The 19,213-nt window shown below is 35.5% G+C and carries 16 protein-coding genes; 2 read left to right on the top strand and 14 right to left on the bottom strand.

All coding sequences use genetic code 11. The features are described from left to right. Positions 1–20: 20 nt before the first annotated feature. The 11 genes from alaS to BKP45_RS04690 form a co-directional block, all read right to left on the bottom strand. Complete coding sequence (gene alaS / locus BKP45_RS04740; protein ID WP_071388562.1) at positions 21–2,657, bottom strand: alanine--tRNA ligase; 2,637 nt, start codon at positions 2,655–2,657, stop codon at positions 21–23. Between the two features lie 1,127 nt (positions 2,658–3,784). Further along, positions 3,785–4,855, bottom strand: a complete 1,071-nt coding sequence (locus tag BKP45_RS04735) for an AI-2E family transporter (protein WP_071388561.1) — start codon at positions 4,853–4,855, stop codon at positions 3,785–3,787. 375 nt (positions 4,856–5,230) lie between these two features. Beyond that, a complete protein-coding gene (locus BKP45_RS04730; RefSeq protein WP_071388560.1) occupies positions 5,231–5,416 on the bottom strand; it encodes a hypothetical protein in 186 nt (61 codons plus the stop codon). 140 nt (positions 5,417–5,556) lie between these two features. Then, positions 5,557–5,748 carry a hypothetical protein gene (locus BKP45_RS04725; protein WP_071308598.1) on the bottom strand — a complete coding sequence of 64 codons (192 nt, stop codon included), beginning with the start codon at positions 5,746–5,748 and terminating at the stop codon, positions 5,557–5,559. Between the two features lie 15 nt (positions 5,749–5,763). Beyond that, positions 5,764–6,243 carry a PRC-barrel domain-containing protein gene (locus BKP45_RS04720; protein WP_071388559.1) on the bottom strand — a complete coding sequence of 160 codons (480 nt, stop codon included), beginning with the start codon at positions 6,241–6,243 and terminating at the stop codon, positions 5,764–5,766. Between the two features lie 191 nt (positions 6,244–6,434). Further along, a complete protein-coding gene (gene recD2, locus BKP45_RS04715) occupies positions 6,435–8,732 on the bottom strand; it encodes an SF1B family DNA helicase RecD2 (protein ID WP_139193738.1) in 2,298 nt (765 codons plus the stop codon). Positions 8,733–8,750: 18 nt separating this feature from the next. Continuing rightward, positions 8,751–9,416: a tetratricopeptide repeat protein gene (locus tag BKP45_RS04710; RefSeq protein ID WP_071388557.1), complete on the bottom strand. Its 666-nt coding sequence runs from the start codon at positions 9,414–9,416 to the stop codon at positions 8,751–8,753. Between the two features lie 105 nt (positions 9,417–9,521). Beyond that, complete coding sequence (gene mnmA, locus BKP45_RS04705; RefSeq protein WP_071388556.1) at positions 9,522–10,634, bottom strand: tRNA 2-thiouridine(34) synthase MnmA; 1,113 nt, start codon at positions 10,632–10,634, stop codon at positions 9,522–9,524. Positions 10,635–10,652: 18 nt separating this feature from the next. Continuing rightward, positions 10,653–11,795, bottom strand: coding sequence for a cysteine desulfurase family protein (locus tag BKP45_RS04700; protein ID WP_071388555.1), 1,143 nt, complete (start codon positions 11,793–11,795; stop codon positions 10,653–10,655). Positions 11,796–11,928: 133 nt separating this feature from the next. After that, complete coding sequence (cymR, locus tag BKP45_RS04695; RefSeq protein ID WP_071308592.1) at positions 11,929–12,348, bottom strand: cysteine metabolism transcriptional regulator CymR; 420 nt, start codon at positions 12,346–12,348, stop codon at positions 11,929–11,931. Then, on the bottom strand, positions 12,281–12,973 hold the full coding sequence (locus BKP45_RS04690; RefSeq protein WP_407639572.1) for a YczE/YyaS/YitT family protein: 693 nt from the start codon (positions 12,971–12,973) through the stop codon (positions 12,281–12,283). Before BKP45_RS04690 ends, cymR begins: the two co-directional genes overlap by 68 nt. 670 nt (positions 12,974–13,643) lie before the next feature. On the opposite strand from BKP45_RS04690, the gene BKP45_RS04685 reads away from it, so the two are divergent. After that, positions 13,644–14,966, top strand: coding sequence for an AAA family ATPase (locus BKP45_RS04685; RefSeq protein ID WP_071388554.1), 1,323 nt, complete (start codon positions 13,644–13,646; stop codon positions 14,964–14,966). 528 nt (positions 14,967–15,494) lie between these two features. Beyond that, a complete protein-coding gene (locus tag BKP45_RS04680) occupies positions 15,495–16,130 on the top strand; it encodes an RsfA family transcriptional regulator (protein WP_071388553.1) in 636 nt (211 codons plus the stop codon). 58 nt (positions 16,131–16,188) lie between these two features. Here BKP45_RS04680 and BKP45_RS04675 read toward each other — a convergent pair whose 3' ends face one another. The 3 genes from BKP45_RS04675 to BKP45_RS04665 are packed head-to-tail and all read right to left on the bottom strand — an operon-like array spanning position 16,189 to position 19,072. Then, positions 16,189–16,908, bottom strand: coding sequence for a LutC/YkgG family protein (locus BKP45_RS04675; protein ID WP_071388552.1), 720 nt, complete (start codon positions 16,906–16,908; stop codon positions 16,189–16,191). Position 16,909: 1 nt separating this feature from the next. Beyond that, a complete protein-coding gene (locus BKP45_RS04670) occupies positions 16,910–18,340 on the bottom strand; it encodes a LutB/LldF family L-lactate oxidation iron-sulfur protein (RefSeq protein ID WP_071388551.1) in 1,431 nt (476 codons plus the stop codon). Positions 18,341–18,352: 12 nt separating this feature from the next. After that, positions 18,353–19,072 carry a (Fe-S)-binding protein gene (locus BKP45_RS04665; protein WP_071388550.1) on the bottom strand — a complete coding sequence of 240 codons (720 nt, stop codon included), beginning with the start codon at positions 19,070–19,072 and terminating at the stop codon, positions 18,353–18,355. Positions 19,073–19,213 lie beyond the last annotated feature (141 nt).

Genomic DNA, 19,213 nt, shown 5'->3' with positions numbered 1-19,213 from the left:
TGTACACTAACATGAATTATTTAGGAAATTGTTTTAAGAAAATCTGGAACAAATTCCAATGCTGACTGTAATTCAGCTGGAGTTTTCCCTCCAGCTTGTGCCATATCAGGACGACCACCACCGCCACCACCACAACGAGTAGCTACTTCTTTTACAATTTTACCAGCATGATAACCCTTTTTAACTAAATCGTTGGTTACGCCCGCAACAATGTTTACTTTTTCATTATTGACAGCACCTAACACAACAATACCTGAACCTAATTTATTTTTCAAATTATCTACTAACCCACGAATACTATCCATATCTGCTACATTTACTTGTTTAGCAATAACGGAAATTTCATTTACCTTCAGTACATCATCTACTAAACCGCCTGCTTCAATATTTCCTAATTTCGCAGCCAACGATTCATTTTCGCGCTGTAATTTTCGGATTTGGGTTTGTAATTGTTTCACCTTCTCAGGCACGTCTTTCATATTCGACTTTAGAAGATTTGCTGTATCTTTTGCTATATCTACTTGACTGTTCATATGCTCATATGCGCCTTTACCAGTTACAGCTTCAATACGTCGGATTCCGGCACCAATTCCAGATTCTGATACAATTTTGAAAAGACCAATTTCAGCTGTATTTTTCACGTGACAACCACCACATAGCTCAAGACTATAGTCTCCAACTTGTACAACTCGTACAACGTCTCCATACTTTTCGCCGAAAAGTGCCATTGCCCCCATTGCCTTTGCTTCATCAATCTTCTTATTAGAAATATTCACGCTAATTGCATCCCAAATTTTTTCATTAACAATAGCTTCAATTTTTGTTAATTCTTCGGTAGTTACTTGACCAAAATGTGAAAAATCAAAGCGCAATCGATTTTCAGAAACTAAAGAACCAGCTTGGTTAACATGCTCTCCGAGAGTATCTTTAAGTGCCCGATGTAGAATATGTGTTGCTGTATGGTTTTTTACAATTCCATTGCGTTCTGTCTCCTCAACAGTTGACGTTACTGACATACCATTTTTTATTACCCCTTCAACAATTCGAACTGTGTGGATATTTTGTCCGTTAGGAGCTTTTTGAACATCTTCAATCTCGATAAGAACACCCTCGGCTTTCATTGTTCCTTTATCTGAAGCTTGTCCACCACTTTCAGCGTAAAATGGAGTTTGATCAACAATTACCTTTACTACCTCTCCATTTGTAGCTTCTTCTACAAGTTCTGCTTCCTTGATAATTGCATTAATAATTGAATCGCAAGAGAGATTATCATAACCTACAAATTTACTGGTAACTGTAAGTTCTCCTAAAACACGATCCTGTGATTGCATAGATGATTCAGATTGACGAGCTGACCTAGCTCTTTCTCTTTGCTTTTCCATTTCTACTTCAAAACCATCACGATCAATTGAAAGTCCCGCTTCAACTACATACTCCTCTGTTAAGTCTACCGGGAAGCCGTACGTATCATATAAACGGAATACGTCGACACCGGAAATCGTATCTTCTTTAGATGATTTCGCTTGTTCAATGATTTTCGATAAAATAGTTAAACCTTCGTTTAGTGTTTCATGGAAACGTTCTTCTTCATTTTTAATTACTTTTTGTACAAATTCAGTTTTGTCTTTTACTTCTGGATAGAAATCTACCATAACTTCTCCAACAACTGGAACAAGTTCATGCATAAATGGTCGATCAATGTTAATTAATTTCGCATATCGAACCGCTCTACGAATTAGACGACGAAGTACATACCCTCGCCCTTCGTTTGAAGGCAATGCTCCATCAGAAATTGCAAAACTTACTGTACGTACATGATCTGCAATTACTTTAAATGAAACATCAATTTCTTTATCCTTTCCGTAAGAAACTCCTGAGATTTCTTCTGTTACTTTTATAATTGGAACAAATAAATCAGTATCAAAGTTTGTAGGAACATCTTGAATGACTGATACCATTCTTTCTAGTCCCATTCCTGTATCAATGTTCTTTTTCGGAAGCGGAGTATAAGTACCGTCAGGATTATGGTTAAATTGTGAAAAAACTAAGTTCCAAACTTCTAAATAGCGTTCATTTTCTCCACCAGGGTAAAGTTCTGGATCATTTTCATCAGCTCCATATTTTTCGCCACGGTCATAAAAAATCTCCGTGTTAGGCCCACTAGGTCCTTCACCGATATCCCAAAAGTTACCTTCTAATCGAATAATTCTTTCCTCTGGTAAGCCGATTTCCTTTACCCAAATATCAAAAGCCTCATGATCTTCTGGATGAATTGTAACTGAGAGTTTTTCTGGGTCAAAACCGATCCACTTTTCACTTGTTAAAAATTCCCACGCCCACTCGATAGCTTCCCTTTTAAAATAATCCCCAATAGAGAAGTTACCTAACATTTCAAAAAACGTATGATGACGAGCTGTTTTCCCTACATTTTCGATATCATTTGTACGAATTGATTTTTGAGCATTTGTTATTCGTGGGTTCTCAGGTATTACTCTACCGTCAAAGTATTTTTTTAATGTAGCAACTCCACTATTAATCCAAAGCAAAGAAGGATCCTCATGAGGTACTAAAGAAGCACTTGGCTCAACTGCATGTCCCTTCTCTTTGAAAAAATCTAAAAACATTTGTCTAACTTCAGCAGAAGTTAATCGTTTCATCAATATTTCCTCCTTAATTAAATATATACATATTACATTATGTACTTCTTACTATAAGCTTAAATTAATTTACATAAGAAAAAATATAAAAAAGCCCCCATCCCTAAAAGGGACGAGAGCTGAGCTCACGCGGTACCACCCTAGTTATAAACGTTAAAAACGTTCATCACCTTACAATAATAACGGTTTTTACACCGGCAGGTTTTGCCTGCTTTCAGGACTAGCTATTTGTTAATCTTCATCTAGAATTTCTCTCAGCCGCGGAAATCCTTCTCTGCATAATGTTTCCATTAGTTTAGATGGTCTTTAACAAAATTTTTTCCTTCATCAAGTTAACAGTATTTACACTTATAAATGACATTATAGATACGGAAAATCCCTTTGTCAACAAACCCTTAGCACTTTATTTTTTCTAGGGTAATTTTCATGATATTTACTGGCAATCGAAATACAAGAAAAGCGCAAGCGCCTTGGTCACGAGCAGCTGCTCCTGTGCCACTCCGTTTGCTCAAGAGCAAAGCAGCTTCGAAGTAATCCAAGTAGTAGCTTCACTAGGGCGTCCTTTTACAGAAGCCGCTCTTTGGCTTCTTACGTGCTTCTGCGTCTTCAAGTACTGCTTCGTAGTAAGTTTCCTCCAAGCAGTGTTTTGTGCGACGAGTAATCGCAGGAGCAAGTGTTTTCCGTGCGACGAGTAATCGCAGGAGCAAGTGTTTTCCGTGCGACGAGTAATCGCAGGAGCAAGTGTTTTCCGTGCGACGAGTAATCGCAGGAGCAAGTGTTTTCCGTGCGACGAGTAATCGCAGGAGCAAAGCTTCATGATGCTAACCAACGAAGGATTTCAAGAGTTAATTGAAGTCAGTTGCTTGACTGAAGTGGTCGAGCTCGTAGGCTGCTTGCGCTAGACAGTTTCTAAGTTAGAAATTTATAAAGCTGAACTTCAATCAGTGGGGGTTTTCCTTCATCCCCTACTGATTGTTAGTTCAACTTATCGGACCTTTAGGGGCAGTTTATCCCCACCTAAACTTCTCGATTTTCTTACGTTTTGAGGTGGGGGTCTTACTTGCCCCTTAAGAGTTGGATAAATTCTGATTATAGAAAGAAAATATCAACGCGATAAATCTTTTCATTTACTCTTCATTCACTCTTTGCAACGATTCACGAATGTGCATAATTAATACTTTAATTATAGCTAAAATTGGCACGGCTATAATTAACCCAATAACTCCACCAACTTCAGCACCTACTACTAAGGCAAAGATAATTAATACCGGATGCATATGTAAACTTTTCCCAACAATCAAAGGGGAAAGAATATTACCTTCAATTAGTTGAATACCGAAATTTACTAACAACCCTAGCATAACTAATTGAAAAGAATCTGTAAAAGCGATAATAGCTACTGGTAACGCACCTATAATCGGACCAAAATATGGTATTATATTCGTTATTCCTATAAAAATCCCTAAAATTACTGCATAAGGCATACCAACTAACCATAAACCAATAGTTGCGATAAAACCTACTGCTAAACAAACAAACAATTGTCCTCTAATATAATTTCCTAATGAAATATTAATATTTCTTAGAAGCTCTCGCCCTGAATTTCTCCATTTTCTAGGTGTTAAATACCAAGCTGTTTTTTCTAATAAAATAAAATCTTTTAGTAAATAAAATACAATAAATGGAATGATGATTAACATAAAGAAGTAATCTAATATACCACGTAAATTTGCCACTGTCCCTACAAGACCTTGAGCAGCTATTGTTTCAATGTTAGTCAACCATCCTTCTGCAGTAGCCCTAAAACCTTCTGGCATCATTGAAGTCTGTCTATAAAAATCACTAACTAACTGTCGATATATATTTGCAAAATGAGGGATATTTTCTAATAAGTCTTTTATCTCCTCAATAATATATGGGGTTCCTTTCAATAATAAATAAGAAAAAATTACAATAATGACAATGTAAATGAGTAAGATTGATATGGGCCTGGCTATCCCCATAGTTTTTAATTGTTCTACAATCGGGTGCAATAAATATGTAATTACTCCAGCTATAATAAAGGGAATAAAAATTCGAATGATTACGGTTACAAGTGGCTCCCAAATCGGAGATAGTAATAAAAATACGTAAAGACATAAAAGAATAACTAAAAGGCTAACTGAACGAAGTAGCCATTTCATTGGTAATAGGTCCATCTTAAACACCCCATAATTTATACTTACTACTCTAGTCTTTAACAAAAACTGCTAAAATATAATAGGAATACCATGTACTTTTTCCAGCAAAATTTTAATTAATAAAGCAAAGGACTTTCGATCAGGATGATGACTCGAAAAATTTGATCGAATCGGGAAAATAAGGACTCCCATGTTCGTTAGCAGAGCGTTAGTGAGTAAGAAAAGAAAACAGGATAAAAACGCACAGATGTTATATCTGTGCGTTTTGTATGCTAATTACAATGTTAAATTTTATGGGATTTGAATGCGAAATTCTGTTATTTAGCTTGTGAATTCATTTTTTTACTCCCAAAACTGAACGGTCTAGTTTTTGCCTAAGGACCGACTTTAAGCTTACGAAAATGTACGCATCATGCGCTTTTGAAGTTTTTTCATTGTACGTTTTGATGGCATCATTTGTGCCATTTCCATGTTCGTAATCGGTTCAATAATACGTGCCATTCTTTTACGGCGTTTTCTGTCTGTCATCGAGAAAGCAGCAGCACCTATACCTATTGCCAATAATGTAGTTCTTCGCACTTCATTCACCACCAATTTTAGAGTGTTATTTCTTTGACTTTGGTCAAACTCTTTAACCTCTAACACTAGATGAACGTTTTTTATGAAGATACAAGTTTACAGATAATGGCTATTTATCAGATATGATAATCCAAGGATATTTAACCACTTTCTACACTCATATCTTCATCTTCAAATAGATCATCAAGTGAACTTAAACTTCCGTCCTCTTCAACCTGGTGGAGTGAATAACGGCCATTAACGATCGATAACTCAATGAAACAATGCCAACAATAATATTGATTTGTACCAATTTTACCGATATCTTTGCCTTTACAATTGGGACACCGCAAGGAAAGAGCCTCCTTTTAACAATTTAAGTCGATGATCAGAACCTCTTCACCAATTGTTAAAGGAGAATTTGTTTTTAATACTTGTTTTCCCTCTTTAATATCAGCGATTAAACCGTCCGTCACCTCATACCCTACGATGTTTCCCAATTTTTCATTAAAATATACATCTTCGACCAAGCCTACAGTTTCCCCTTCTGCTGTCATTAGTGGCTTACCACCTATATGATTTACTCCATTATGAAGTGTATAGAAAGGGAATTTCTTTTTATCATAAATGAGTAGGCTTTCTACATCTTTAATTGTTAATGCATCTTTACCTATTGCATAAATTTCTTCAATCGGTACAAATAAATGACGATTTAACCACCCTTTTTTATCAACCATTACCCCTTTGACCTTTGTTTCAAAGAACAATAAATCAATTATTTTGCCAATTTCTTCACCAGTTGTTAAAGAAATGACGGATAAACCATTAAGAACAGAAAATGTTCGCAAAGAATATCCTCCACCTTTCCGAACATTAATATGGTTTGTTTATATTCAAAAAACATGCAAGTGAACTACTACCAATCATAACATTAGGTCGACAAAGTAACGTGGAGAACTCGTTCTAGCTTCGCTAGAACATCGGAAATTCAGACGGAGTCTCAACTCCACCTGAATGGAAGTTCCCACCTACGCTACGCTTAGAGGTGGGGGTCTATGACCCTTAAGTTCAAATCAGTTTGATTAATTAGCTTTTCCTTTAATAATGTATTTCGTTTCATCTCATTTTGTTGATCAACTGCAGTTTGGAAGGCTTTTACTTCGCCACAAAGGATTAAGTATTCTTTTGCTCTTGTAATACCAGTATAGACAAGGTTTCGTCTAAGCATCCGATGATAACCCCTGACAATTGGCATGATTACAATTGGAAATTCACTTCCTTGAGATTTATGAACGCTACAACAATAGGCTAATGTTATTTGATTTAAATCTTGTTTCGTATAGATAACTTCTATTCCATCAAAAGAAATAACTATTTGATCCTGTTTTTCAATATTTTCTTTAGCATAAATAATGGCAACAATTTCTCCTCTATCTCCATTAAATACATTTTCATCTGGGTTATTTACCAATTGTAGTACAACATCTCCTACTCGATAAGTAACTTCACCAAAGAGCATTTCCCTTTGCTTTTCTTTCTTAGGATTAAAAATGTTTTGGAGTTTTAGATTAAGCGCCTCTATACCGGCATTACCTCTGTACATAGGAGCCAAAACTTGTATTTCTTTAGCCGTATAACCTTTATTAATTGCATTTGTGCAAATTTGTTCAATAACTGTTACGACTTGGTCTTGGTGACAAGAAAAAAAACGTCTATCTGGCTTCGCCTCCAAAATATCTATCGGAAGTTGCCCTTCCTTCATGCTGTGTGCTAACTGAATAATTGAGGATTCTTTTGACTGACGGTATATATCAACAAGATTAACTGTAGGTATTACATTTGAATGAATCAGTTCACTTAGCACTTGTCCTGGGCCTACAGAGGGTAACTGGTCCTCATCACCAACCAATATTACTTGAATAGTATTTGGTAATGATTTAAAAAGCTGATTTGCAAGCCAAATATCCACCATTGAAGCCTCATCAATGATTAACAATTTTCCTTCTATAGGATTATCTTCACCCTTTTCAAAACCTGTATGACCACCTTTCCAACCTAAAAGACGGTGAATAGTTTCTGCAGATAACCCTGTGGCTTCAGCCATTCTTTTTGCTGCCCTCCCTGTAGGAGCTACTTGCACAATTGGAAAGGGATTATTTTTTCCATAATCTTTTTTATTAAGAGATAAACCATGTAATTTAGCGAATGACTCAACAATTCCTTTTATTACAGTTGTTTTCCCAGTACCTGGACCACCAGTTAATATCATGATTGAAGATTGTAATGCTGTCTTGATAGCTTCTTTTTGAGACGAAGCGTATTCTATTTTTAGATCTTCCTCTGTTTCACCAATCGCTTTTAAAAATTCGGCTTCAGGAAATTCTTCAATATGATCCTTATTTTTTATGAGTTCCGAAATATTAGTGACTAACCCTTTTTCTGCATAAAATAGTGAAGGTAAATAAACGTGATCCCCCTCAACAATTAATTTCCCTTCTTCTTCTAGATAAAGTAGTTGTTTCTCAACCTCTTTCATAACTATTGAAAAACTTTGATCACTAAGTAATGATATAGCCTCTTCAATAAGATTAGCTTTATTAATAAACACATGTCCCTCTTGCATAGATACTTCGTGAACGATATGTAGACATCCCGCATGAATTCGTTCTGGTTGATCTTTCGTAAAACCAATTGCTTGCCCTAACGTATCAGCTTTTGCAAAACCAATTCCTTCAACATCTTGAATTAATTGATAGGGATTTGATCGAATTACCTGTAACGTCTCATCTTTATACGTTTGAAAAATCTTTATAGCAAGCTGTGCTCCAAACCCAAACTTATAAAGTTCAATTAATACTTGTTCAATTCCCTGATTTTCAATAACTTGATCATGTATAAGCTGAATTTTCTCATTGTTTAATGAAGGAATTTTCTTTAAAACTTCTTTATCTTCAATGATCTTGGAAATGGCTTGTTCTCCTAATTTATTTACGATAGCCTCAGCAGTTTTACGCCCAATACCTTTGAAACGATCACTACTTAAATAACGAATAATTCCTTCCGTTGTTTTTGGCATTTCTTTTTCAAAATGGCTCACTTGAAACTGCACACCAAATTTAGGGTGATCGGTTAATTTACCAAAAAAAGTGTAGAGGTGTTCTTCGTCTAACTTTGGAAGAGTACCAACGATAGCAACTACTTTTTCAGAGATCTCAACATTTGTAGCATGTATCTTAACACGAGCAACCGTATAAAAGTTTTCCTCATTATTAAAAATTAAATTTATTAATTCACCTTTAATATAAGGTTCATCATTTTCGTATTCATTCTTCATCATAACTACCTCTCTCAAGGATTATTTTTCTGAGAGTAATGCTTCTAGCTGCTTCTTTCCATTTCCTGCAAGTAAATGATCTGGTTGAATTTTCAATGCTTTATCAAACATATTAATTGCTTTTTGGGCATCTTCTTTAAATGCATAAGCTACACCTAAATTATAATAAGCATCAGCATGATCCTCTTTTTTGGTCACTACTTGCTCGAAAACGCGAACAGCTTCATCAACTTGTTCAAGTTGCGCTAGCGTTAAACCATATTGAAATAATGATTCAATATCATTTGGATTTTTTTCAGTGGCTGTTTGCAAATTAGCTAAAGCATAAGGGAGAAGTCTTAAATTGTAGTAACATAGTCCGAGCATAAAATATACGTCTGCTTCATCTAAACCATAATGAATAGCAGCTTTAAATTTCTCAATTGCTTCCTCATATTTCTCTTGATCAAAAAATGTATTCCCAGCACCGTAATAGGCAGTTGCTAATTTTGAATCGAATTCTATTGCTCTATTATAAAAAATAATAGCTCGTTCTTTATCTCCGATAATCGATAACAAATGACCAAAATTAACGTATGCCAAGGCGTCATTTGGATTTTCTTCAATCAATTCATTTAATAACGTAGCAGCTTCCTCAATTTTTCCTTCTTGAATTAGGCGGGCTGCTTCTAAATGTTTATTTTCCATATAGTTAACTCCTTCACTTTATTTCTTTAAGATTAAGTCTAACAAAAACAAAGTAAAACTACATTATTTTAATGGGAAAAAGTGGACTTCCACCAATAAAAGGGGTTAGTCCACTTTTTTTATAACTTTATCAATAGTTCCGCCACCTAGGCATTCATCACCATTATAAAAAACAACAGCTTGCCCTGGTGTAATCGCTCGTTGTGGTTCATCAAAAATTACTTCTAAGATGCCTTCCTCTTTAACATTAACAGTTACACCGTTATCCGGCTGACGGTAGCGAAATTTAGCAGTACATTTGAAGCTACTACTGATAGGTTTTTCACTAACCCAATTAACATTAATAGCCGTTAGACCTTCAGAGTAAAGACTTTCATGGTGAAACCCTTGGGCTACATAAAGAACATTTTGTTCTAAATTTTTTCCAACAACGAACCATGGCTCTCCAGATCCTCCAATTCCTAAACCGTGCCTTTGACCTAACGTATAATACATTAACCCATCGTGTCTGCCCTTTACTTCTCCATCTAGAGTTTGCATATCTCCAGGTTGGGCAGGCAAATACTGACTTAAAAATTCTTTGAAGTTACGTTCTCCAATAAAGCAAATTCCAGTACTATCCTTTTTATTCGCTGTTGCAAGTTCAGCTTTCTTTGCAATTTCTCTTACCTCTTTTTTTGGAAGTTCCCCAATTGGAAACATCGTTTTAGAGAGTTGCTCCTGACCCAAGGCATTCAAAAAGTAAGTCTGATCTTTATTATCATCTATACCACGAAGCATTTTATATTCACCATTACGATATTCAACTCTCGCATAATGACCAGTAGCTAAATAATCTGCACCTAAAGACATCGCGTGCTCTAAAAAAGCCTTAAACTTTATTTCTTTATTACACATTACATCTGGATTAGGTGTTCTACCTGCTTTATATTCATCTAAAAAATACGTAAATACTTTGTCCCAATACTGCTTTTCAAAATTTACAGCATAATACGGAATTCCAATTTGATTACAAACTCGGATGACATCGTTGTAATCTTCTGTAGCAGTACATATACCATTTTCATCCGTATCATCCCAGTTTTTCATAAATATTCCGATAACATCATAACCTTGTTCTTTTAAGAGGTATGCTGCTACTGAAGAATCCACTCCACCTGACATCCCTACAACAACACGAGTATCTTTTGGAGCTTTAGTTTGCTGATGATTGAGCATTACCTCACCACCTCTCAATTACTTTTTAATACGTTGAACAATTTTAACCGTTTCATAGGCAACTAGCTCAATTTCTTCTATAGTATTTCCTAAGCCAAAACTAAACCGAATCGACGACATAGTTCTTTCCTTATCACTAGGAAACATCGCCTTTAATACATGGGATGGTTCTAAACTTCCAGCTGTACACGCCGAACCACTAGATGCAGCAATTCCAGCTAAATCGAGATTGACTAATAATGACTCTATTCCAACTCCTTGAAAACTTACATTTAAAATATGTGGTAAGCAAGAAGTCGTTTTTCCATTTATTTCATAAGTTATTCCTTGTTCATTAAATATGGAAATCATCTTATCACGAAAAGCACGATATTGCTTGTTTTTTGCTTGTCTTTCAGTGATAGCTATTTGTGCTGCTTCTCTCAGACCTACAATACCAGCAACATTTTCCGTTCCAGCTCGTCTTTTTCTTTCTTGTTCTCCTCCAAACAGATGCGGTTGTATTTTATGTTTACTGTTAGCGTATAAAAACCCTACACCTTTTGGACCATTGATCTTATGAGCAGAAGCACTTAAAAAATCAATCTTCATTTCTTTTACATCAATTTCTTCTATTCCATACGCTTGAACTGCATCAGTGTGAAAAGCAATACTTTGCTCAGCTAGAAGATCACCAATTTGCTTGATCGGTTGGAGTGTTCCAACCTCGTTGTTACCATACATAATGGACACGAGAATTGTATCCTCACGAATGGCATTTCGTAAATCCTCTAGTATGATTTCGCCGTACTCATCTACCTTTAAATATGTTACGTCAAAACCATTTTTCTCTAAATGCCCACATGTATGTAGTAGAGCGTGGTGTTCAATAGAAGTTGTAATAATATGTTTTCCTTTCGCTCTATTAGCCATAGCATAGCCAACTACCGCTAAATTGTCGGCTTCTGTACCACCACTAGTAAAAATAATTTCTCTTTCACATGCATTTATCGTTTTTGCAATTACAGCTCTAGCTTCATCTACTACAAGTCTTGCTTTTCGACCAAATTGATGCATACTAGATGGATTTCCAAAATTCTCATAATAAAACGGTATCATCGCGTCAACAACAGACAAGTGTGTAGGTGAAGTCGCTGCGTGATCTACATATATCGATTTCATTATTTTCATTTTCACCTTCTTAAATATCAATATAGAATGTAACTATGAAGATACATCAAATTAATAGTTAATTTTAAAGAATTAATTATTAATTTGATTTTCTACAAAACATTACACTCTAAATTATTATGGACTAAATATAGAACATATAGTATTCTTGATCACCCTTATCTTCAAAGTTTGCCAGATCTTCTAAGGTTGTATTATCAAGAACATCTTTTACCGCATCTCTAATCTTTATCCATAGATCTCTTTTTGCTGGTTCTTCATCTTCTAGAACTTCTACAGGACTAATTGGCCCTTCTAAGACACGAATAATATCACCAGCTGTAATTTGATTTGCTTCTTTTGCTAACATATAGCCACCGTATGCACCTCTAACACTCTTAACTAGTAAGGCATTTCGAAGTGGTGCAATTAATTGCTCTAAGTAATGTTCTGATAAATCATGGTCTTTTGCAATTGATTTTAAGGAGATTGGTCCTTCACCGTACTTCTTTGCTAACGCCATCATGATGGTTAACCCGTAACGTCCTTTTGTCGAAATCTTCAATTTTAACCCCTCTTTCTATAATACGATCTACTAAGCGCTGACATTGAGGTAATGTAATTCCTACTATATTACCAATTGTTAAACTAAATAGGATTGTACCTATAAAAACAGGTCCTCCTAAACTCCAGCCAATTGATAAAACAACAATTTCCATTACTGCTCGAACATACTGAACTTTCCAGCCACTCTTTTCTGTAATGGCAATCATTAAACTATCTCTAGGTCCTGCTCCACATTTTGGTGCAATATAAAGTCCAATTCCATAGCCTATTACAAGTATTCCTGTAAAAAGCATAACATATTGTCCCACAATTGTCGTAGGTGTATCAATAAATAATCTAAATGTGTCGATAAACATACCTACTAATAACATATTTATTAATGCTCCAGACTTGGGCCATTCTTTCATTATTAAACTTGCAATTGCAATAATACAAATACCTACTAAAATTGACCAAGTACCAACTGTCAATCCAATCTGTTTAGTTAACCCAATATGCAATACATCCCATGGTGCAACCCCTAGATTAGCCTCAATCATGAGAACTACCCCTAGTGACATCACCATCAACCCGACTAAGAAAATTAGCCACCTTTTTATCATACTTCCATTTTCTCTTCTCAACTAGTTTCATCCTCTCACAAGAAAAGCGCAAGCGCCTTGGTCACGAGCAGCTGCTCCTGTGCTACTCCGTGTGCTCAAGAGCAAAGCCGCATCGAAGTAATCCAAGTAGTAGCTTCACTGGGGCGGCCTTTGACAGAAGCCGCTCTTTGGCTTCCTACGTACTTTTAGCGTCTTCTAGTATTGCTTCGTAGTAAGCTTCCTCGAAGCAGTGTTTTGTGCGACGAGTAACCGCAGGAGCAAAGCTGCATGAAGCTATTCAGAGACGTTATTCATGTAGTTATGAAGTCAGTAGCTTGACTGAAGTGACCGAGCTCGTAGGCTGCTTGCGCTAGACAGTTTCCAAGTTAGAAATTTATAAATTCTGGTTATACAAGAAAAACACAAGCACCAAGAGCACAGACAAAAAACACTTAAAGGACTACATAAAAGTAGTCAGTGATATGCCGTAACGAAAGAAATGAATTCATTCATCAATTGCACCAGAGCTAGAGCATTCTATATCAAATGATATTTCCCCATTTTGTAAAAGCTAACCTAAAATTCCTCATCAATTATAGCACGAATTGTAAAATTGTAGGGAACCGAAATAAAGATATATAAGATAATCGTTGCAATTAGATCGGTCATCATGTATTTTTGACTCAAAGAAACTATGAGGAGTACGAATACAGTGGATTTATTTAATTATTCAGCGGAAAAAAATGAAAATCTTAAAGGGCCATTAGCAAGTCGAATGCGCCCAAGAACGATAGATGAGGTTATAGGGCAAGAAGAAATTTTAGGAAAAGGCACTTTATTACGAAGGGCCATTAAAGCAGACCGTTTGACGCCTATGATTTTTTTTGGACCACCTGGAACAGGGAAAACCACGCTTGCAAAGGTTATTGCAAATTCTACTTCTGCTGCTTTTGAGCAACTGAATGCAGTTACAGCTGGTATTGCTGATATTCGTCGTGTTATCGAAATTGCAAAAGAAAGATTACTGATGTATGAGAAAAAAACTATACTGTTTATCGATGAAATTCATCGCTTCAACAAAAGTCAACAAGATGCTTTATTACCATATGTAGAAGATGGTACAGTCATCCTCATTGGAGCTACAACAGAAAGTCCAATGTTTGAAATTAATCAAGCGTTACTTTCACGTTCGAGGCTGTTTCAATTAAAACCACATTCTAGTAATGACTTAAAAAAGATAGTGAAAGCAGCTATTTGCGACAATGAGCGCGGATTCGGTAACTACTCAATTGAATTAAAAGAAGATGCACTTAATCATATCGTGAATATCGCAAATGGCGACGCACGTTCAGCATTAAACGCACTCGAACTTGCTATTTTAACAACTGACCCTAGTGAAAATGGCACAATTATTATTACATTACAAATTGCAGAACAGTCAATCCAAAAAAGGATTGTCCGCTATGATAAAAAAGGAGACAATCACTATGATACTATTTCTGCATTTATTAAAAGTATACGGGGCTCAGATCCTGATGCCACTTTATACTGGCTAGCTAAAATGCTATATGCTGGAGAAGATCCAAAATTTATTGCAAGAAGACTATATGTTCATGCAGCTGAAGATATCGGTGTTGCCGATCCTAATGCTCTACTTATCGTTCAAGCAGCAGCATACGCTGTTGACTTTGTCGGGATGCCTGAAGCAAGAATCCCTTTAGCAGAGGCTGCCATATATTTAGCAACAGCCCCTAAAAGTAATGCTGTAATTGTAGGAATAGATCAAGCTCTTGAGGCAGTAAAAAATGAAAGAACAGGTGAAGTTCCTGTCCACCTAAGAGATGCTCATTATAAAGGAGCAAAGGAATTAGGACACGGAGTCGACTATAAATATCCTCATAACTACGAAAAAAATTATGTACCACAACAATATTTACCTGATCATATGGTTGGCAAACAATTTTATATCCCTTCGGAGAACGGGTATGAAATGACCGTAAACAAGCGACTTCAATACTTTAAGCAACGAAATTAAATGTAAATGTAGAATGAATAGTATTGCTTTAGAGCAGTTACTTACATTCTACATTTTTTTATTTTATTGTTTACTACAAGTTAAATCATAAATCAAAACGATCCCCATTCTTTAAACAATCTAGTTCCCACAGCCATAATCACACTTAAGGTCAAATTCAGAAAACTTAAACTATATGTTTAGTTGTCCTTGTGTTGTGGCATAAGATCATTCCCAAACTGATAAATTTATAAAGTTAGTTTCAGTATTGTAGTAATACATATATTACCAATACCTTCTAAATAGTTTGAAAGATAAGAATATCAAGATAGTTAAATATTCTTGTAAAATGAAAAAACTAGATTACTACATTTCACTTAAAGATGAGTGATTTCTGACTTTAAAATATTACATCTTTGAAAAAATCAAACTGACGTATGTATATTTTTTTTTAATACTGGAGAAAGTATTACTAATAATTGACATTAAAAGTTTTAAATAATGCGTAGAAAAATAGAAAACAAATATTTTAAGGAGATGAATGATTTTATGAAAATAAGACAAGATGCCTGGTCATCAGAAGATGATTTATTATTAGCAGAGACCGTATTACGCCACATTAGAGAGGGTGGAACTCAGTTAAAAGCATTCGACGAAGTAGGCGATGAACTAAACAGAACTTCAGCAGCCTGTGGTTTTCGTTGGAATGCAGTTGTTAGAAATCAGTATAATGAAGCAATAAAACTAGCAAAAAAACAACGAAAAGAAATGAAAAGAAGATTGTTAAATAAACCTACTACCCTTCAACCACAAATGGAAACTGCGATGATGCCTTTACCTGAAATGAGAGTTACAACTGATCAAAAACAAAGTATAAGTCTAAAAGATGTACTTCAATTTATTCAATCTATGGCATCTAAGGAAGGTAGTTCATTAGAATTAAGAAAAGAAAATGAAAAATTAATGAAAGAAAACTTACAGTTAATGACCGAGAAAAAAGAACTAGAAACAAAGCTTACAAAACTTGAAAAAGATCATCTTGTTGTTGAGGAAGACTATCAATCACTAATTCAAATAATGAATAGGGCAAGACGTATGGCACTGTTACAAGATGAAGATGAACACGTTCAAGCACCAAAATTTCGGATGGACAAGAATGGAAACTTAGAAAAGATTGCAAAGTAAATAGGATAGTGCATGTCATTTATTAAATAAAGCATCGGAAAATCCGATGCTTTATTTGTTATTTATCTTCTACAATAATATAAGTAGCTTTTATTGGTCCATGAACCCCAACTACTAAATTTAATTCAATGTCAGCACTATTACTTGGACCCGATATAAAATTAATACAGGAAGGGAGACGACTTTCTTGAGCCATTTCATGTATCTTTTTAGTAGCTTGTGTCATTCGTGGTACAATTGTACTTTTGGGTATGATAGCAATATAGGTTGCAGGAAGTAAACTAACAGAACGCCCTTTTCCTTTATCACTAAATAATACGACAGAACCAGATTCAGCTAACGTTATATCAGAGAATGTAATCCCAATGTTCGCACGTTCTGCAATTTCAACATTTTCTTCTCCTAGAGCAGGATCCCAAACATGATATTCATTTCCTTCATCATTAGCAAAATCTACAAAAGTTTCTATTAAGTTATATTCTTCAAATCGAGGATCTTTCCAATTAACGATAGATTTCCCACCGAGTTCTAAAATGGCCTCCTTTAAAACATTTGGTAATGTTTGTAGTGTTGCACGTTTAGCTACAGTGTGAATTCGTTGACACTGATCCTCTAATTGATCTACTAATTGATCTTGTGACAAACCCTTAAAAACTTCATATTGCGGACGGTTTTTCCACTTGGGAAGAATAACACCTGCTGCTTTACGCTCTCTACCTAGAGATTTAGCAATATTATTGAGAAATTTATCTTTATTATGAACTGTACCAACTGCCATATTAGTTACCTCCTTTGTCACGATTCTCAAACCACGTTCTGAACTTATCTTTACCTTTACTCAGTTCAGGAAGGTCGCGAATATCTGTCCAAAGCTTAACCGGACCAGGGCCTTCAGAGATAAACCCATTTTTTGTAAACGGACCCATTACAGTTGGAGCCGTTTTCGTCCCTACACTATAAACACTCGGTGAAGATGCAGCAAACGCATATCCTTTCATAGCCAACTTTTCAGCAAAAGGTGCTTTCCCTTCTTCTTCTACCATTACACGCCGATGCTCAATTAATAGATTATGAAGTGGGATTTTAACAGGACAAACTTCTGTACAAGCGGCACATAAACTTGATGCATAAGGCAATTCTTTATATTCATCATAATCGCTTAATAATGGATTTAAAACTGCTCCAATTGGCCCTGGATAAATAGAACCATAAGAATGTCCACCTACATGACGATATACAGGACAGACATTGATACAAGCAGCACAACGAATACATTGTAGGGCACTTTGAAATTGAGTACCTAATATTTTTGACCTACCATTATCTACTATTACTAAGTGAAATTCTTCCGGACCATCGACTTCTCCATCTTCTCTTGGTCCAGTTAAACCCGTAACATAACTCGTTAGTTTTTGCCCAACCGCACTTCTAGCAAGCATACTAGTTAAAATATCTAGTTCTTCCCAAGTAGGTACAATTCTCTCCATCCCCATTACTGTAATTTGTGTTTTCGGTATTGTTGTTGCTAGTCTTGCATTTCCTTCATTTGTCACGAGTGAAATTGACCCTGACTCTGCAACTGCAAAGTTACAACCTGTTATACCTACTTCACCTTCTAAAAAATCTTTTCGTAATACTTCACGTGCAAATAGAGCTAACTCTTTTGGATCACTTGTTTTCGCATAACCTCTTTTTTCCATAAATGTGTCCCGAATTTGCTCTTTATTTTTATGAAGAGCTGGGACAACAATATGGGAAGGTGGATCATGGTCATCTAATTGTAAGATCCACTCTCCAAGATCTGTTTCAATTACCTCACAACCAATAGATTCTAGAGCTTGATTCATACTTATTTCTTCGGTAACCATTGACTTTGACTTTATAATCTTTTTAGCACTTTTTTTTGAAACCACACCTTTAATGTAGTCATTTGCTTCTTGGGCAGTTTCAGCAAAGAAGACATTGCCACCATTCTTCACCACATTTTCTGCTAACTGCTCCAAGTAAAAGTCTAAATTCTCAAGTGTATGTTGGCGAATTTCCTCAGCAAGATTTCTCCACTCTTCCCAATTTCCTAACGCATTTATCGAGTCTAATCGACGACCTTGCATTCGTTCTTGTGCTCCAGCAACGGCTTTACGCATAAAATCATTGTTAATTCCTTTATCTACACGATTAAAAAATTTTTCTTCCCCAATTTTCATTGCCATTTTTTCACCACCTTATTTACTATTTAGTACTTCTGCAATATGCATGACTTTTATTGTTTTACCTTGACGATTAATTCTTCCACCAATATTCATTAAACAACCTAAATCAGCTCCGATTAAGACTTCTGCATCTGTTTCTTCAATATGTTGTACTTTTTCATTAACCATTTGCTCTGAAATAGGTACCATTTTAACTGAAAATGTTCCTCCGAATCCACAACATTGCTCTTTATGCGGAAGCTCTGTAAACTCTAAACCTTCAACGTTTTTCAGTAAATTCATTGGTGCATCCTTTACTCCTAATAAACGAGTCATGTGACATGACGTATGGTAGGTGGCCTTTGCTTGAAGTTTTGCACCCACATCGTTAATTTTTAAAACATTAACAAGAAATTGAGTTAATTCATAGGATTTACTTTTTAGTTCTTCGGCTTTTTGTTTCCATTCAGGATCATCCTCAAATAAATGAATATATTCATGTAACATAGAAATACATGAACCCGAAGGTGAAACAACATACTTGGCATCTTTAAATACATTAATCATGTGCTTCGCTACTTCCTTTGTTTCACGGTGGTAGCCACTATTAAAAGCGGGCTGACCACAGCACGTTTGCTTTTTCGGAAAATCTACTTCACAGCCGAACCGTTCAAGAATTTCTACTGTACTTTTCCCTACTGATGCTGGATAAACAACATCTGCTAAACAGGTTAAAAATAAAGAAACCTTCATTTACTTTCTCTCCCCCTAGGTCATAAATAATGACAAATATGAAATTTACGCGACTAAACTTAAATGGATGCGTTCTCATTTGAACTACTAAATAATTTAGTAACCCAAATCTATTATATAAGATAATAGATTCGGGTTACC

It is taken from the genome of Anaerobacillus alkalidiazotrophicus, from assembly GCF_001866055.1.
This window is presented reverse-complemented; position numbering and strand designations above follow the sequence as displayed.